The organism is uncultured Roseovarius sp. (assembly GCF_913057115.1).
Lineage (GTDB): Bacteria > Pseudomonadota > Alphaproteobacteria > Rhodobacterales > Rhodobacteraceae > Roseovarius.
The window spans coordinates 40,712-56,086 of sequence record NZ_CAJXNN010000002.1 but is presented as its reverse complement, the minus strand read 5'-3'; the positions used below and the strand labels follow the sequence as shown (position 1 = coordinate 56,086).

Genomic DNA, 15,375 nt, shown 5'->3' with positions numbered 1-15,375 from the left:
TCTCCTGTTGTCGGCGTCTTACACGCGCTCGATGATCGTGGCGGCACCCATGCCGGATGCGATGCAGAGCGTGGCAAGGCCAACCTCTTTGTCGGTGCGCTCCAATTCATCCAGCAGCGTGCCGATGATGATGGCGCCCGTGGCCCCCAGCGGGTGGCCCATGGCGATCGAGCCGCCGTTGACGTTCACAAGGCCTGGGTCGACATCGAAGGCCTGCTGGAAACGCAACACGACCGAGGCAAAGGCCTCGTTCACCTCAAAGAGATCAATGTCCGAGATCGCCATGCCGCTGTCTTTCAACGCTTTCTGTGTAGCAGGGACCGGGCCGGTCAGCATAATCGTGGGATCAGTGCCGATCTTGGTGGTCTGGCGGATGCGGGCGCGGGGCGTGAGGCCCCATTTCTCGCCGAACTCCTTGCTGCCGATCAGCACACCCGCCGAGCCATCGACGATGCCCGAGGAATTCCCGGCGTGGTGGATGTGGTTGATCTTTTCCAGATGCGGGTACTTCAGCTTGGCCACGGCATCAAAGCCGGGCATCACCTCGCCCATTTGCTGGAAGCTGGCGTTGAGACTGCCAAGCGCCTGCATGTCGGTGCCGGGGCGCATGTATTCGTCGTGGTCAAGGATGGTCAGGCCGTTTTGATCTTTCACCTCGATGATCGACTTGGCAAAGCGGTTGTCCTCCCAAGCCGCTGCCGCGCGTTTTTGGCTTTCGACAGCCAATGCATCCGCATCATCGCGGCTAAAGCCGTATTCGGTGGCAATGATATCGGCCGAAATACCCTGTGGGACGAAATAGGTTTCCATAGCAACGCTTGGGTCCACGGCAATCGCCGCGCCGTCGCTGCCCATGGCCACACGGCCCATCATTTCGACTCCGCCGGCGATATAGGCCTCGCCTGCGCCGCCCATGACTTGGTTCGCGGCAAGGTTCACGGCCTCCATGCCAGAGGCACAGAACCGGTTGATCGCCAAGCCGGGGATCGACTCGTCAAGCTCCGAGGCCAGAACGGCAGTTCGGGCAAGACAGCCGCCCTGTTCCATCACCTGCGTGACATTGCCCCAGATCACGTCCTCGACGGCGTGACCTTCAAGGCCGTTGCGGTCCTTCAGCGCATTGAGCACTTGGCTCGACAGCCGAACGGCGGTCACCTCGTGCAGGGCGCCATCCTTGCGGCCCTTGCCGCGCGGGGTGCGGACGGCGTCATAGATATAGGCGTCGGTCATCGTGATCTCCTTGGGTCAGGCCCGGTCCGCGGGGGCGCCGGGCATCAGGTCATAGGGGTGTTTCCAACCGGGGGTCGCTTCGATGTTCGAAAGCCACCGGTCGATGTTCGGCCAATCCTTGCGGTCAAAACCGAAAGGCTCGGGGTAAAAGAGGTATCCGCAGCAGGCGATGTCGGCATTGGTGATGGCATCACCCACGATCCAATCGCGGCCCACAAGATGCGCGTCCAGCGTCATGTAAGCGGCCTTGAGGCGGCCCTGCATGAAGCCGATCACCTCGGCAGGGCGCTTTTTCTCGGGCAGGAAGTTCATCAAGAAGCGCGTCATGCCCGCTTGGGAGCTGAGCTTGTGATTGTCCCAGAACATCCAGCGCATGACCTCTCGCGCTTCGGCAGGTATCGCGCCGCCGAACTTGCCGGTCTTCTCGGTGACATACAACTGCATGACGCCCGATTGCGTGAAGGTTTCTTCGCCATCCACCATCACCGGCACCTCGCCCATGACGTTGATCTTGCGGAACGCGTCCGAGCGGGTTTCGCCGCCGAAGAAATCGACGAAGACCGGCTGCCAGTCGAGACCGCCGAGTTCAAGTGCAAGCGCGGCCTTATAGGCATTGCCTGACTCGCCCATGCAATAGAGTTTGATGGTCATGCCGTCCCTCCTAATGCGGTGCTTTTGGCACCTGTCGAATGTGAGTATTTTGGGAAAGATGAAGCGGATGGAGTTTCACTTTTCCTTAACGGATTTCGAGTTCCATTCTGGATGCGGTACAGGCTGGAGAGCCGATGGCCGTGAAAGGTGAAGCCCTGTTCCGGCGCCTGATGCCAGTAGGCCCGTGCGCCGGGCAGGGTGGACCGTAGCCCTTCATCTTTCCAGAAATACTCCACGGGGGTCCGGGGGTGTGAAACCCCCGGTTCGACCTTGGAAATATGCGCGGCGTGCCAAGTCATAGCGCCCTCGCAATCAACTCTTTCATGATCTCATTGGTGCCGCCGTAGATGCGCTGCACGCGGGCGTCTGTCCACATTTCCGCGATGTCATATTCGGCCATGTAGCCATAGCCGCCGTGCAGTTGCAGGCACTCGTCCAGAACCTCGCCCTGTGTATCGGTAATCCAATACTTGGCCATGGCGGCTTTTTCGACGCTTAGTTCACCGCGCAGGTGTTCGGCGATGCATTCATCCAAGAAGGCACGGGCCACGGTGGTTTTCGTCTGGCATTCGGCCAGCTTGAAGCGGGTGTTCTGGAACTGTGTCAGCGGCCCGCCGAAGGCCTGCCTTTCCTTGGTATAGGCTATGGTGCGGGCAACGCCGCCTTCCATTGCCCCTTGTGCGCCGCAGGCGATGATAAGGCGTTCTTGAGGCAGTTGCTCCATCATCTGATAGAAGCCTTTGCCTTCTTCGCCGCCGAGGATGTTTTCGGGCGGCACTTCGACATTGTCGAAGAAGAGCTCCGAGGTGTCAGCCGCGTGACAGCCGATTTTCTCGAGGTTCCGCCCGCGAGAAAAGCCCGCGGCCCCGTCGGTTTCCACCACGACGAGCGACGTTCCCTTGGCCCCTTCCTTGGGGTCTGTCTTGGCCGCCACGATGATCAAATCGGCGTGCTGGCCATTGGTGATGAAGGTCTTTTGGCCCGAGAGCCGATAGGCATTGCCGTCCCGAATGGCCTTGGTCTTGATGCCTTGCACATCCGAGCCTGCGGCGGGTTCAGTCATCGCCAAAGCCCCTACCATATCGCCCGAGACCATCTTTGGCAGCCAGCGTTTCTTTTGCTCTTCGCTGCCGTAGGCAAGGATATAATGCGCCACGATTCCGGAATGGATCGGGTTGCCCCAGCTGGCCAGATTGGCGCGGCTTTGTTCGATACAGATCACGGCCTCATGGCCGAAATCACCACCCGCGCCACCGTATTCTTCGGGGATCGAGGGGCAAAGCAGGCCCAGTTCCCCGGCTTGCTGCCAGATGTCGCGATCCATCTCACCGGCTTTGCGCCAGCGTTCGAAATGCGGCGCCCATTCGGTGCCGATGAAATCGGCGGTCATATCGGCGAGCATCCGGTGCTCGTCAGTCATCCATGCGGACATTGGGCCCTCCTCCCGTCGTCAGCGTTTGCGCGCCTCCAGCTCGGAATTGAAGATACGCAGGCGGTGCCCGAAGGTATCTTCGTTGATCACGCTGTCGAAATTCTCGAACAGGAAGGACAGCGCCTCGCCTTCGTCCAAACCGGCCTCTTGCGCAAAGCGGCGCAGGCGGCGGTATCCATCCTCGGTCATCGCGGCGTTGAAGCGGCGTGTGAGGCGAAAGCGTTTTGGCATGTCTGTCCTTCCTTTGTGTGTTTAGCCCGCCGCGCTTGCGAATTGTTCGGGCTCAAGCGCCATGACGGTATCCGCGCCGCTTTCGATCCGCTTCAGGTGCGTTGCGGTCATCGGCAGGTGGCGGGCCATGTAGTGGCGGCCGGTTGCGATCTTGGTCTCATAGAAGGCCGCATCGCCCGCCCCGCCGTCAAGCGCGCCTTTCGCGGCTTTGGCCATCTTGGCCCACATCAGCCCGAGGCAGACATGCCCGAAAAGGTGCATGAAGTCGTAAGAGCCTGAGAGCGCATTATTGGGGTTCTTCATGCCGTTTTGCATGAAGTACATGCCAGCGGCCTGCAAATCCTTGCTGGCGGCTTTCAGCGGCTCAAGGAATTGTGCATCGAAGGCCTCATCCTGGCCTGCGTTGTCCTTGATGTAGGCTTTCATCATATCGAAGAAGGCCATGATCGCCTTGCCGCCGTTCTGCGCCAGCTTACGCCCCACGAGGTCAAGCGACTGGATGCCGTTGGTGCCTTCGTAGATCATTGTGATCCTAGCATCGCGGACGAACTGTTCCAGGCCCCATTCTTGGGTGAAGCCCGAGCCGCCTAGGGTTTGCTGCGCCAGGACCGTGGTCTCGAAACCCTTGTCGGTCAGGAAACCTTTGATGACTGGCGTCAGGAGCGAGATCATCTGCTCGGCGTCTTCGTCGCCCTTGCGGTGGCTGGCGTCGATCATCGAGGCACCCCAGAAGGTGAAGGCCCGCGCGCCTTCGACGAAGGCCTTTTGATCCATCAGGTTGCGGCGCACATCGGGGTGCACGATGATCGGATCGGCGGGTTTGTCAGGCGCTTGCACGCCCGTAACATCGCGCCCCTGCAAACGATCCAGAGCGAAGCCAAGCGCGTTTTGATAGGCAACCTCGCCTTGGGCATAGCCTTGCAGACCCACGCCAAGGCGTGCTTCGTTCATCATGGTGAACATGGCGCGCATGCCTTTGTGCGGCTCACCCACGAGGAAGCCGGTGGCCCCGTCGTAGTTCATCACGCAGGTGGCGTTGCCGTGGATGCCCATCTTCTCTTCCAAGCCGCCACAGGACAGCGAGTTGCGTTCACCAAGGCTGCCGTCGTCGTTCACCATGAACTTGGGCACGATGAACAGAGAGATGCCTTTCACGCCCTCGGGCGCGTCGGGCAGTTTGGCCAGCACAAGGTGAATGATGTTGTCGCACATGTCGTGCTCACCCGCCGAAATCCAGATTTTCTGCCCGGTGATCTTGTAGGTGTCGTCACCCGCCGGTTCGGCCTTGGTGCGAATTAGCCCCAGATCGGTGCCGCAATGCGGCTCGGTCAGGTTCATGGTGCCGCCCCATTCGCAGGTGACCATCTTGGGCAGATATTTCTGCTTTTGCTCGTCCGAGCCATGGGCGTGGAGGGCGTTATAGGCGCCGTGGGTCAGACCCTGATACATGTTGAAGGCCATGTTCGCCGCCGAGAGCATTTCACCAACAGCCGTGGACATCAAATAGGGCAGGCCTTGGCCGCCGTATTCGGGGTCGCAATCAAGGGCGGTCCAGCCACCTTCGCGCACTTGGTCAAAGGCCTCCTTGAACCCGTCGGGTGTGCGGACCACGCCGTTTTCCAAGGTGCAACCCTGCTTGTCGCCAACCGTATTCAGCGGCGCCAGAACTTCAGAGGCCAGTTTGCCAGCTTCGTCCAGAACCGCATTGGTGAAATCGCGGTCAAGCTCGTCATAGCCCGGAATATCCGAGTCCGACACATTCAACACATCGTGCAGCACAAACTGCATGTCCTTCGTGGGCGGGGTATAGGTTGGCATGGCTCTCTCCCTTGACGTGGTGCCGGATTATTCGGCGGCTTTCTTGGACTGACGGATCGAGGCGATCATTTTCTCGCCCCAACGCATTTGGTCGCGCAGATCGGCAATCGCGGTTTCCAGTTCGTCGCGTTGACGCTCCAGATCAACCAGACGCTCCTGCGCGATCTCATATGACTGGGTCAGCTGGGTCAGTTGCTGGTCACCTTTGTCGTAAAGGTCCAAAAGCTGCCGGATCTCTTCAAGGCTGAAGCCGAAGCGCTTGCCACGCAGGATCAGCTTGAGGCGCGCGCGGTCTCGCTTGGTAAACAACCGTTTCTGTCCCTCGCGCAGAGGGAACAGGAGTTCCTTGGCTTCGTAAAACCGCAGGGTACGCGGTGTGACGTCGAAGGCGTCACACATCTCGCGGATTGTCATCGTATTCTCATGTGTCATCGCTATATCTCTTGCTTGGTCAGCAAGGCTGATTTGTGCGTCTTTCGGATTCGATACAACACGCTGCGCGCTTGACGTAAGAGATACGTCACGTCACTTTAAAGTTTACGTAAGATCAATAAAGGTAAGTCGCCGGCAGGCGAAATTTCGTTGCCGTGGCGTCATAACGACAACCGATCTTGCAAGCCTTCGCGTCGGCCAAAGAAGGTCTAGCTCAGACTCTTCGCCGTTTCGTCCCGCAGGGATTGCAGTTCATCAATCGCTTCGTCCAACTGCGCCCGTTGTTCCGCCAGTTCGGCCAACTGACGGTCTGCCAGTTCGATCCAGCTGCGCATTTGGGCCGCGGTGCCTTCATGCTCATAGATCAAAAGCCATTGGCGGATTTCTTCCAGTGAGAAGCCGAACCGCCGTCCGCGCAAGATAAGGGTCATCCGGGCCACTTCGCGCGCGCCATAGTAGCGTGACCGTCCCTCACGGTCAGGGTGAAGCAATTCGATATATTCGTAATATCGCAAGGTGCGCGGCGTTACGTCGAATTTCGCGCACATCTCCTTAAACGACAGGCGGTTCTCAGACATCGCTCAAGCCTCCCTTGTTCAAACCGTAGGACGCCGAAGCGGCAAGGGCAACCGCTGGCCTTGCAGCCCGCCCGTCTTAAGGCCCATAAAGGGAGGGAAACCACCAAGCGGATACAGGCATGAGCCCCGACAAGACAAAAATCGCCGAGCAATTCATTGGCGCTATCCCCCATTCCGAGGCCCTCGGGATGCAACTAACCGAGATCGGTGAGGGGGCTGCTGAAATAATAATGGACTATGACGAGCGTTTCATTGGCGACCCGGAGACCGGTGTGATCCATGGTGGTGCGGTTTCGGCGCTCATGGATACATGTTGCGGTGCGGCGGCCATGAGTCACCCCAAGAACCCGGGTGCCACGGCCACGATTGATCTGCGTATCGACTACATGCGCCCGGCCACACCCGGCCAGCGGATCAAGGCGCGGGCTGAATGCTATCACATCACTCGTTCTGTCGCCTTCGTGCGTGCGCGGGCCATGGATGATGACGAAAACCGTCCCGTCGCCACGGCCACCGGAACCTTTACCGTGGAGGCCAAGTGATGGCGCGCGCCCGTCCCGAGCCCGTCCAAGTGGTCAAGCAGCGACGTGATGCGGCGCTGAATGCGCTTGTTCACGGTATCCCATACAGTCAGTTTCTTGGGATCGAATTCGACCGGCGCGGTGACGAACTCACGGCGTTGATGCCGTTTCAGGACAAACTGATCGGCAACCCGCTCTTGCCTGCCCTTCATGGTGGGGCAACAGCCGCCTTTCTGGAGGTCACCGCGATCATCGGGTTAAGTTGGTCCATGCTTTGGGATGAGATCGAAAGCGGTCGGCTTGATCCGGAACTGCTTGCCCACGGCAAACTGCCGCGATTGCCCAAGACCATCGACTTTACCGTTGACTACCTGCGCTCTGGTCTGCCGCGCGATGCCTATGCCCGCGCCCAAGTGGCGCGTTCCGGTCGCCGATATGCCAGTGTTCATGTCGAGGCGTGGCAAGACAATCGCGCACGCCCCTTTGCGCAGGCCTCGGGGCATTTCCTGATGCCGCGGCCGGATGCTTGACCCGAGCCCGGGAGCGATCACCCACAAACGGGTTTTGAAAATCGCCCTGCCCATTCTTCTGGCCAATATCACGGTTCCGATTCTCGGTGCCGTCGATACTGGCGTTGTCGGCCAATTGGGTGAGGCCGCGCCAATTGGTGCGGTAGGGATCGGGGCGATCATCCTTTCGGCGCTTTATTGGATTTTCGGCTTTCTGCGTATGGGCACAACAGGCCTGACCAGCCAGGCGCATGGCAGTGGGCGAAGCGGCGAGGTGGCCGCGCTATTGACCCGCGCGCTGATGATTGCCTTGGCCGGTGGCCTTGCCATCATTGTGTTTCAGGGGCCGCTATTCGCCGGGGCCTTTCTCCTCGCGCCTGCAAGTGCCGAAGTTGAAAGCCTCGCCTACGAATACCTGAGCATCCGGGTTTGGAGTGCGCCGGCCATGATCGCCATCTATGGCATCACCGGCTGGCTCATCGCGCTTGAGCGGACGCGGGCCGTTCTAGCGATTCAGTTGTTGATGAACGGCGTCAATATCTGCTTGGATCTGTGGTTTGTGCTGGGCCTTGGCTGGGGTGTGCAGGGCGTAGCCCTTGCGACCTTCCTTGCCGAGTGGGGTGGCGTGGCGCTTGGCCTGTGGCTGTGCCGGGACGCATTCAATGTCCCGGCATGGCGCGATTGGCCGCGCGTCTTCGACCCTCAGGCGTTGCGCCACATGGGACAGGTGAATGGCGATATCCTGTTACGCTCCCTGATGTTGCAGGCCATTTTCCTGTCGTTCCTGTTCATTGGTGCGGATTTTGGTGATGTTACCCTCGCGTCGAACCAGGTGCTCTTGCAGTTCTTGCACATCACCGCCTATGCGCTAGACGGCTTCGCCTTTTCCGCGGAGGCCTTGGTTGGCAATGCTTTTGGTCGCCGGGATAGCCGCCATCTTCGCCATGCGGCCAAGATCAGCAGTTTTTGGGGGCTTGTCAGCGTCGTGATCCTGTCGTCGGGCTTCGCTGTCATGGGGGGGTACATCATCGACATCATGGCCAAGGTCCCCGCCGTGCAAGCTGAGGCGCGCATCTATTTGCCATACATGGTGATCGCACCGGTCTTGGGCCTTGGCTCCTATATGCTGGACGGTATCTTTATCGGCGCGACACGCACCCGCGACATGCGCAACATGATGGCCCTGAGCCTGCTGACCTACGCCATCACGGCGGCACTGCTTATCCCACTGTTTGGCAACCACGGCCTTTGGCTGGCGCTGTTGATTAGTTTCGTGGCGCGGGCTGTGACCCTCGGCTTGCGTTACCCGGCGCTTGAGCGGGCCGCCGACAGGCGTCAATAGCCCAGATCGCGGTCCACCAGATGCAAAAAGGGCTCCCCCGCCTCACCGCGCCGGATGTTTTCGGCGATCACACGCGAGGCGCTTTGCGGACGGGTTTCCGAGGCGATATGCGGTGTGACAGTTATTTTGGGATGTGACCAGAAAGGGTGCTCGGCCGGTAAAGGCTCCTCGCGGAAAACGTCCAGAGTGGCATGGCCGATATGGCCGCGATCCAGGGCGGCCAAGAGCGCGTCGTCGTCAATCAAGGGTCCACGACCCGGATTGATGATCATGGCACCCTTGGGCAGCGTTGCCAGTCGCTCGGCGTTCAGAAGGTTCTCGGTCCCCGGTGTCTGCGGCAACAAAAGGATCACGATTTCGGACTCGGACAGCGCTTGTTCCAGACCTTCTTCACCCGAAAGACAGCGCAGCCCGTCGACATCTTTTTGTGTTCGGCTCCACCCGGTAACTGGAAAGCCCAACCCGGCCAATGCCTTTCCGCAAGCCTGACCAAGTGCGCCAAGGCCCAGAACGGTGACCGGGCGATCGGTGGCCAGTGGCGGCACATAGCTGCGCCACTCCCCATCTTGGTTCATCACATGCAGATCGGTGTTCAAATGATGCCGCAGGGTATGGCCTACGACCCAATCCACCATGCCTTGGGTCAACCCGTCATCCACCATCCGCGCCAAGGGTTGGGTCAGGGTTTCATTGCCAACCACCCCTTCGACGCCGGCCCATAGGTTCAACACCGCCTTCGTGCGCGTGAACGGCCTAAAATCCTGCACATCCGAACTTGGCGCATAGACGATATAATCGACCTGAGCGGCTGGAATGCTCATGGCCAGATTGGCATCACCATGACCGACCTCGGACAAGGCGGCACGCAAGGGGGCCTCGTAGGCCTGCCAGCGGTCTTCACTGGCGGCAAACAGGATGTTGAGCGGCATGAAATTACCTCGGTTTGTGAATATGGGCGCTTTGGACGAAGCCAAACCCCAGCATCAAGATCAACATCGCCGAACCGCCATAACTGACCAGCGGAAGGGGCACGCCCACAACCGGGGCCATTCCCATGACCATCGACATGTTGACCGCGAAGAAAAGGAAGAAGGTTGTCGCGATTCCAAGCGTCATCAGGGATGAGAACCTGTCACGGTTGGCAAGCGCTGTCGAGATGCAGAAAAGCAGGATCAGCGCATATAGCAGCAACAGGGAGAAACCTCCAACAAACCCGAACTCTTCCGCCAAGGTCGTGAAGATGAAATCCGTGTGCTTCTCAGGCAGGAAGTTCAACCGGGACTGTGTGCCTTGCATGAAACCCTTGCCCGTCCATCCGCCGGACCCAAGGGCAATCTTGGACTGCGTGATGTGATATCCGGTGTCGAGCGGGTCCGAGGATGGATCAAGGAAAATGTCCAGCCTGTCATACTGGTAATTCTTGAGGATTTGCCACGAGGTGCCACGCGATTGGAAAACCGCCACGACCAACCCGACACCCATCGAAATAACGACGGCGAAATAGGCCCAGTGTACGCCGGCGAAGAACATCATCGTTGCCCCCGCGAAGATCAGCAAAAGCGCGGTCCCAAGGTCGGGCTGTGCAAATACGAGTCCGGCAGGCAAAAGGATGATCAAGACGGGGATGAGAACCCACAGAGGATGCGATTTTTTCTTCAAAGGTAGCCAGTCGTAATAAGCTGCTAGGAACAAGACCAGGCTGATCTTCATCAATTCTGAGGGCTGTAGCCGCATGAATCCAAGGTCGATCCAGCGTTGCGACCCGCCGGCGCTCGTTCCGAAGAATTCCACCACCAGCAAAAGCAAGACCGAGAGGCCATAGGCAACCCCGGCCATGTTGCGCCAGAACCAGATCGGGACCAGGCCAACGATGAACATGACGGCAAAGCCAAGTGCGTAGCGTTTCATTTGCGGCTCGGCCCATGGGCTGAAGGATCCGCCGGAAACCGAATACAGCATCAGGAAGCCGACGCTGGCCACGGCCGTCAAAAGGATTGCGAGCGGCCAGTTGAGATAGAGCACCTTGCGCAGGCCGGTTGGTGTCGTCTTGACGGTGTATTCAAGATAACTCATGCCCGATCACTTCCATCGCCGTCGGGCCGGGTACGGACGCGCCGCAGTTCCTCTTGCTGCGAACGGATACGCCCGCGATCTTTCGATGGGTAAGCCGCCAAGGGCGGGTCCTCGCCGTATAGGGCTTGAAGGGTGATGTCGCGGGCGATCGGTGCTGCCGCTTTCGAGCCACCGCCGCCATGCTCGACGACGACGGATACCGCGTACTTCGGGGCGTCGAAGGGCGCGTAGTTCACGAAGAGCGCATGGTCACGCTCTTCCCAAGGCACGGAATTGTTGTCGACCACGGCCGAACGAACCTGACTGGTGCCGGTCTTGCCCGCCATGCGGAAGGCATCCTCGATGATCCGGCTGCCATAGGCTGTGCCCCTGCGGTTGTTGGACACCGCGTACATCGCCTGTCGAATCCGCCGCAAGTTATTCTCATTAAGCCCCATATCGTCGCCATGGCCCGTCGGGCTTTCGACACCGTCAATGGACTTGATGACACGCGGGGTGACCGACCGCCCGGTGGCCAGACGCGCTGTCATGACCGCAAGCTGAAGCGGCGACGCCAGCACGTCGCCTTGACCGATGGCCGCGTTCACGCTGTCGCCGATAACCCATTCGGCCCCACGTACACGGCGTTTCCAGTCCTTTGTCGGGGCCAGACCGGCGGCGACCGAGGTCAGCGGCAAGTCATGCTTGACCCCAAGGCCCAAACGCTTGGCCATGGCGCTGATGTTCTCGATCCCGGTCCGCAATGCCAATTCGTAATAATAAACGTCGCAGCTTTCTCGTAGTGAGCGGTGCAAATCGACGTTTCCGTGGCCTGCGCGCTTCCAGCAATGGAAACGGCGACCCGCCACCTCAAGGTGCCCAGGGCAATATACGGTTTCCTCCGGATCTACCGTGCCGGCTTCCAAGGCGGCCAGAACCGTGACCATCTTGAAGGTCGACCCGGGCGGGTAAATGCCCTGAACCGCCTTGTTGGGGAGTGGCCGGTACTTGTTCTCCAAAAGCTCGCGGTAATCGGGAACGGAAATACCCCGCACGAAAAGGTTAGGGTCGAAACTGGGGGAGGAAACGCAGGCAACTATGTCACCTGTCTCGCAATCCATCACCGTGGCCGCCGCACTTTCGCCGGAGAGCCGCGCAGTGACATAGGATTGCAGGCCCGAGTCGAGGGTCAGTTGGACATCGGTCCCGGGTTGGCCCTCTTGGCGCTCCAGTTCGCGCATGACGTGGCCACGCACATTGACTTCAACGCGCTTTGTACCGGCCTTGCCGCGTAGTTGGTTTTCATGTGCCGCTTCGATGCCGAATTTGCCAACCTGAAAGCGCGGAATGCGCAAAAGTTGTTCAGGTGCGTCAAGCCGCTCGCGATCACGGTCGGCGAATGGTCCGACATAGCCCACGATGTGGGCATAGTCCCCGCGGTGCGGATATCGCCGAGACAGGCCCACCTCGGGCGCGACGCCAGGCAGGGCAGGGGTATTGACAGCAACCCGGCTGATGTCGTCCCAACTCACACGGTCGGCCACTGTCACCGCCGTATCGCCGCGCGCTTGCTTCAAATCGCGCTGCGCGCGTTCGAGTTCTTCAGGGTCCAGCTCCACAAGCCGGGCAAGGCGGGCGATGACATCGTCCAAATCGCCGGCTTCCTCGGGAACAATCGTGATGCGATAACTTGGTACGTTCTCCGCCACGACCTCGCCATTGCGGTCGAAAATGCGCCCGCGCGCGGGCGGCAGTAGTCGGATGCTGATACGGTTCTCATCGGCCAGAAGGCGGAATTCGTCAGCCTGATCCACCTGCATGTATCGCATGCGAAGCGCCAGCCCTCCCATGAACAGAGCCTGCGCGCCAGCAATGATCAAGCCGCGCCGGGTGATTGCCTTCTGGCTTTGTGCGTTATCGCGCCCGGGCCGCCTCATGTACGTGCCTCCATGCCATCGATATCGCCGGGGGCGAGCTTACGCACCCCGAAGAGTACTTGTGAAAGGACGACAACCACCGGGTAAACCGCGATCGTCGCAATGGCCTGCACCATGGTCAGGGAAAGCGGACCGGTCTCTACCATCATAACACCAAGGATAACTCGGTAGCCAAGGAACATGGCAATCAGGATTGTCGTGACATTCAGCCATTCCATGGGAAAGGTCAGATCGCGAAGCGCGCGGGCACGCGACCTCAGGGCCTCACTGCCCAACAAGGCCAATGCGGCCCATAATCCCGGCGGACGCTGCAAAAGCAGGTCCGACATCAAAAAGGTGCCTGCAATCAAAAGCGAGGGCACGTATTCAGGGCGCCTGAGGACCCAGGCGAAGGTGATGGCCAAATGCAGGTCCGGCCCCGCCCAGATGCTTTCCAGCAGGGAGGGTGAAGAGAGGGGAGAAGGCCGCACCATTCCCAACGGCAACAGATGCAGAAATATGAGCACCAGCCATAACACGATATAGACCAGGCGCTTGCCCCATAGACGTGTCGTGTTGCGCTCAGCCATCCGCCGGTTCCTCCTCGGCGGTACCTTCTGCACCCGCGGTTTCGCCAGTTTGGGGCGCGTCTTGCGGTACGAGCAGGGCACCGGGGTCCTCTATGGTTTCATAGCCATAGCTGCGCAGAACCCTGAGAAACTCCAGGCGTTCATAGTCCGCGGCGAGGCGCACGCGCATCCGGCCACCGGGGTCTTCGGCCAAACGGCCTACGACAAGGCCCGCGGGGAAAACGCCCCCATCACCCGATGTCAGCACGCGGTCGCCGGGCCGGGCCTGATCCGGCGTTTCGATAAAGCTGACCGGCGGAGCGATGGTATTGTCGCCAATGACAAGACCGCGCTGACCGGACGGTTGGATCGTGACCGGCATGCGGCTTGAGGTATCCGTGAGCAGAACGACCCGCGCAGTATTCTGCCCGACGCCGGAAATGCGGCCCACAAGACCAAGGCCATCCATCGCCGCCCATCCGTCCATTATTCCGTCACGCGCGCCGACGTTGATCAGGACAGACTGCCGGAAGGGCGAGCCGCTGTCGGCCATCACCACGCCGGTCACGAACGTCAGGCGCGGGTCGACCCGGACATTGTTCAGGTCAAGCAATCGGGCGTTTTCATCGCGCAACTGAACTGCCGCTTCCTTCCACGCCTTCATCTTCTTCAATTCGCGGCGCAGTTCTTGGTTCTGCTCGTAAAGCCGCTGATAACTTTGGAAATCCCGCAGGATATTCACCGCCCCCGTCACAGGGGCCAAGGCCCAATCGAAGCTGGGCACAACGTGGTCGACCACCTGCGCGCGGAAGCGTTCCACCCGGGGGCTGTCGATACGCCAAACGAGGAAAATTCCGACAAGACACAGCAAAAGGAGCCCGATCAGCAATCGCTTCAGGGGCCCTGTGTAGTCGTCCTGTTGTGCGCGGTCCCTGGCCAAAGTCTTCCCTTCGCCTGTGGAACTAGAATCTGCGCCTGTCAGCTATCGTAGTCAATCGCCGGACGGAGCTGTTTTTCGAATTCGAGCGCCTTGCCAGTGCCAAGCGCCACGCAATTCAGGCTGTCATCGGCAATCGACACGGCCAACCCGGTTTGCTCGCGGAGGGCCAAGTCCAAGTCCCCCAGAAGCGCACCGCCACCGGTCAGCATTACACCGCGATCCACGATATCCGCGGCCAGATCGGGCGGTGTTGCTTCAAGAGCTGTCATAACAGCTTCGCAGATGGTTTGCACCGGTTCGGCCAAGGCTTCGGCCACTTGGGCCTGACTTATCTCGGTTTCCTTGGGCACACCGTTCAACAAGTCGCGACCCCGGATTTGCATCGAGGCGCCACGCCCGTCGTCGGGCATCCGTGCCGTCCCGATAGAAGTCTTGATGCGTTCGGCGGTGGATTCACCGACAAGCAAGTTCTGCTGACGGCGCAGGTAGCTGATGATGGCCTCGTCCATCCGGTCGCCCCCAACACGCACCGAACGCGCGTAAACGATATCGCCCAGCGAAAGGACCGCAACTTCGGTTGTGCCGCCGCCGATATCGACCACCATATTGCCGGTGGGATCGGTGATCGGCATCCCCGCGCCGATGGCGGCGGCGATCGGCTCGGCCACAAGGCCTGCGCGGCGTGCGCCGGCGGATAGAACCGATTGACGAATGGCGCGTTTTTCAACCGGCGTTGCGCCGTGCGGAACGCAAACGATAATCTTTGGCTTCGAAAAGGTCGAGCGTTTGTGCACCTTGCGGATGAAGTGCTTGATCATCGCCTCGGCGGTGTCGAAATCGGCAATCACGCCTTCGCGCATCGGGCGGATCGCCTCGATGCTGCCCGGTGTCCGGCCCAGCATAAGCTTGGCGTCTTCGCCCACCGCCAGTACTTTTTTCACGCCATCCTTGACGTGATAGGCCACCACGGATGGCTCTGACAGGATGACGCCACGGCCTTTGACATAGACCAGCGTGTTCGCGGTTCCGAGGTCGATTGCCATGTCCGACGAGAACAAGCTGGGAATATTATTGAAAATCGGCATTTGCGTCGGCGTCCTGTGATCCGAATAGATAATCGGGCCGCGACTCGGCATGAGAAGGGCCGTCGCCCT

16 protein-coding genes are annotated in these 15,375 nt (G+C 59.9%); 3 read left to right on the top strand and 13 right to left on the bottom strand.

Annotated features, from left to right (window positions below; translation table 11 throughout):
* Positions 1–18 precede the first annotated feature (18 nt).
* The 7 genes from QZ498_RS01410 to QZ498_RS01380 form a co-directional block, all read right to left on the bottom strand.
* Positions 19–1,230, bottom strand: coding sequence for an acetyl-CoA C-acetyltransferase (locus tag QZ498_RS01410; protein ID WP_294619481.1), 1,212 nt, complete (start codon positions 1,228–1,230; stop codon positions 19–21).
* A 15-nt stretch (positions 1,231–1,245) separates the two neighbouring features.
* Positions 1,246–1,881: a glutathione S-transferase family protein gene (locus QZ498_RS01405; RefSeq protein ID WP_294619480.1), complete on the bottom strand. Its 636-nt coding sequence runs from the start codon at positions 1,879–1,881 to the stop codon at positions 1,246–1,248.
* 295 nt (positions 1,882–2,176) lie between these two features.
* Entirely contained in the window at positions 2,177–3,313 is a 1,137-nt protein-coding gene (locus tag QZ498_RS01400; protein WP_294619479.1) for an acyl-CoA dehydrogenase family protein, read from the bottom strand.
* 18 nt (positions 3,314–3,331) lie between these two features.
* On the bottom strand, positions 3,332–3,544 hold the full coding sequence (locus QZ498_RS01395; protein WP_154150026.1) for a hypothetical protein: 213 nt from the start codon (positions 3,542–3,544) through the stop codon (positions 3,332–3,334).
* 21 nt (positions 3,545–3,565) lie between these two features.
* Positions 3,566–5,362: an acyl-CoA dehydrogenase C-terminal domain-containing protein gene (locus tag QZ498_RS01390; RefSeq protein ID WP_294619478.1), complete on the bottom strand. Its 1,797-nt coding sequence runs from the start codon at positions 5,360–5,362 to the stop codon at positions 3,566–3,568.
* A gap of 27 nt (positions 5,363–5,389) precedes the next feature.
* Positions 5,390–5,794: a MerR family DNA-binding transcriptional regulator gene (locus tag QZ498_RS01385; RefSeq protein ID WP_294619477.1), complete on the bottom strand. Its 405-nt coding sequence runs from the start codon at positions 5,792–5,794 to the stop codon at positions 5,390–5,392.
* Between the two features lie 209 nt (positions 5,795–6,003).
* Positions 6,004–6,372 (bottom strand): MerR family DNA-binding transcriptional regulator, encoded by a 369-nt coding sequence (locus QZ498_RS01380; protein ID WP_294619476.1) that lies wholly within the window; start codon positions 6,370–6,372, stop codon positions 6,004–6,006.
* A gap of 119 nt (positions 6,373–6,491) precedes the next feature.
* Between QZ498_RS01380 and QZ498_RS01375 the strand changes: the two genes are divergently transcribed.
* From QZ498_RS01375 to QZ498_RS01365, 3 genes are read left to right on the top strand one after another with little or no spacing between them, the layout of a single operon-like run.
* A complete protein-coding gene (locus QZ498_RS01375; RefSeq protein WP_294619475.1) occupies positions 6,492–6,914 on the top strand; it encodes a PaaI family thioesterase in 423 nt (140 codons plus the stop codon).
* Complete coding sequence (locus tag QZ498_RS01370) at positions 6,914–7,423, top strand: PaaI family thioesterase (RefSeq protein WP_294619474.1); 510 nt, start codon at positions 6,914–6,916, stop codon at positions 7,421–7,423. Before QZ498_RS01375 ends, QZ498_RS01370 begins: the two co-directional genes overlap by 1 nt.
* Positions 7,416–8,744 carry an MATE family efflux transporter gene (locus QZ498_RS01365; protein WP_294619473.1) on the top strand — a complete coding sequence of 443 codons (1,329 nt, stop codon included), beginning with the start codon at positions 7,416–7,418 and terminating at the stop codon, positions 8,742–8,744. Before QZ498_RS01370 ends, QZ498_RS01365 begins: the two co-directional genes overlap by 8 nt.
* On the opposite strand, the gene QZ498_RS01360 is transcribed toward QZ498_RS01365, so the two are convergent.
* Genes QZ498_RS01360 through QZ498_RS01335 form a run of 6 tightly spaced genes read right to left on the bottom strand, consistent with a single transcriptional unit; the run spans position 8,738 to position 15,306 of the window.
* Positions 8,738–9,673 (bottom strand): glyoxylate/hydroxypyruvate reductase A, encoded by a 936-nt coding sequence (locus QZ498_RS01360; protein WP_294619472.1) that lies wholly within the window; start codon positions 9,671–9,673, stop codon positions 8,738–8,740. The two genes, QZ498_RS01365 and QZ498_RS01360, sit on opposite strands and share 7 nt — an antisense overlap.
* A 4-nt stretch (positions 9,674–9,677) precedes the next feature.
* Positions 9,678–10,817, bottom strand: a complete 1,140-nt coding sequence (rodA, locus tag QZ498_RS01355; protein ID WP_294619471.1) for a rod shape-determining protein RodA — start codon at positions 10,815–10,817, stop codon at positions 9,678–9,680.
* Positions 10,814–12,733, bottom strand: coding sequence for a penicillin-binding protein 2 (mrdA, locus tag QZ498_RS01350; RefSeq protein WP_294619470.1), 1,920 nt, complete (start codon positions 12,731–12,733; stop codon positions 10,814–10,816). Before mrdA ends, rodA begins: the two co-directional genes overlap by 4 nt.
* Entirely contained in the window at positions 12,730–13,302 is a 573-nt protein-coding gene (locus tag QZ498_RS01345) for a rod shape-determining protein MreD (protein ID WP_294619468.1), read from the bottom strand. The genes mrdA and QZ498_RS01345 overlap by 4 nt, the downstream gene beginning before the upstream one ends.
* Complete coding sequence (gene mreC / locus QZ498_RS01340; protein ID WP_294619466.1) at positions 13,295–14,221, bottom strand: rod shape-determining protein MreC; 927 nt, start codon at positions 14,219–14,221, stop codon at positions 13,295–13,297. The genes QZ498_RS01345 and mreC overlap by 8 nt, the downstream gene beginning before the upstream one ends.
* 38 nt (positions 14,222–14,259) lie before the next feature.
* Positions 14,260–15,306 (bottom strand): rod shape-determining protein, encoded by a 1,047-nt coding sequence (locus QZ498_RS01335; RefSeq protein ID WP_294619464.1) that lies wholly within the window; start codon positions 15,304–15,306, stop codon positions 14,260–14,262.
* Positions 15,307–15,375 lie beyond the last annotated feature (69 nt).

Coding starts and splice junctions, on each gene's coding strand:
- QZ498_RS01370 (WP_294619474.1), top strand. CDS start 6,914: ATGGCGCGCGCCCGTCCCGAGCCCGTCCAAGTGGTCAAGCAGCGACGT.
- QZ498_RS01380 (WP_294619476.1), bottom strand. CDS start 6,372: ATGTCTGAGAACCGCCTGTCGTTTAAGGAGATGTGCGCGAAATTCGAC.
- QZ498_RS01375 (WP_294619475.1), top strand. CDS start 6,492: ATGAGCCCCGACAAGACAAAAATCGCCGAGCAATTCATTGGCGCTATC.
- rodA (WP_294619471.1), bottom strand. CDS start 10,817: ATGAGTTATCTTGAATACACCGTCAAGACGACACCAACCGGCCTGCGC.
- mrdA (WP_294619470.1), bottom strand. CDS start 12,733: ATGAGGCGGCCCGGGCGCGATAACGCACAAAGCCAGAAGGCAATCACC.
- QZ498_RS01405 (WP_294619480.1), bottom strand. CDS start 1,881: ATGACCATCAAACTCTATTGCATGGGCGAGTCAGGCAATGCCTATAAG.
- QZ498_RS01400 (WP_294619479.1), bottom strand. CDS start 3,313: ATGTCCGCATGGATGACTGACGAGCACCGGATGCTCGCCGATATGACC.
- QZ498_RS01395 (WP_154150026.1), bottom strand. CDS start 3,544: ATGCCAAAACGCTTTCGCCTCACACGCCGCTTCAACGCCGCGATGACC.
- QZ498_RS01410 (WP_294619481.1), bottom strand. CDS start 1,230: ATGACCGACGCCTATATCTATGACGCCGTCCGCACCCCGCGCGGCAAG.
- QZ498_RS01390 (WP_294619478.1), bottom strand. CDS start 5,362: ATGCCAACCTATACCCCGCCCACGAAGGACATGCAGTTTGTGCTGCAC.
- QZ498_RS01365 (WP_294619473.1), top strand. CDS start 7,416: ATGCTTGACCCGAGCCCGGGAGCGATCACCCACAAACGGGTTTTGAAA.
- QZ498_RS01345 (WP_294619468.1), bottom strand. CDS start 13,302: ATGGCTGAGCGCAACACGACACGTCTATGGGGCAAGCGCCTGGTCTAT.
- QZ498_RS01335 (WP_294619464.1), bottom strand. CDS start 15,306: ATGCCGATTTTCAATAATATTCCCAGCTTGTTCTCGTCGGACATGGCA.
- QZ498_RS01385 (WP_294619477.1), bottom strand. CDS start 5,794: ATGACACATGAGAATACGATGACAATCCGCGAGATGTGTGACGCCTTC.
- QZ498_RS01360 (WP_294619472.1), bottom strand. CDS start 9,673: ATGCCGCTCAACATCCTGTTTGCCGCCAGTGAAGACCGCTGGCAGGCC.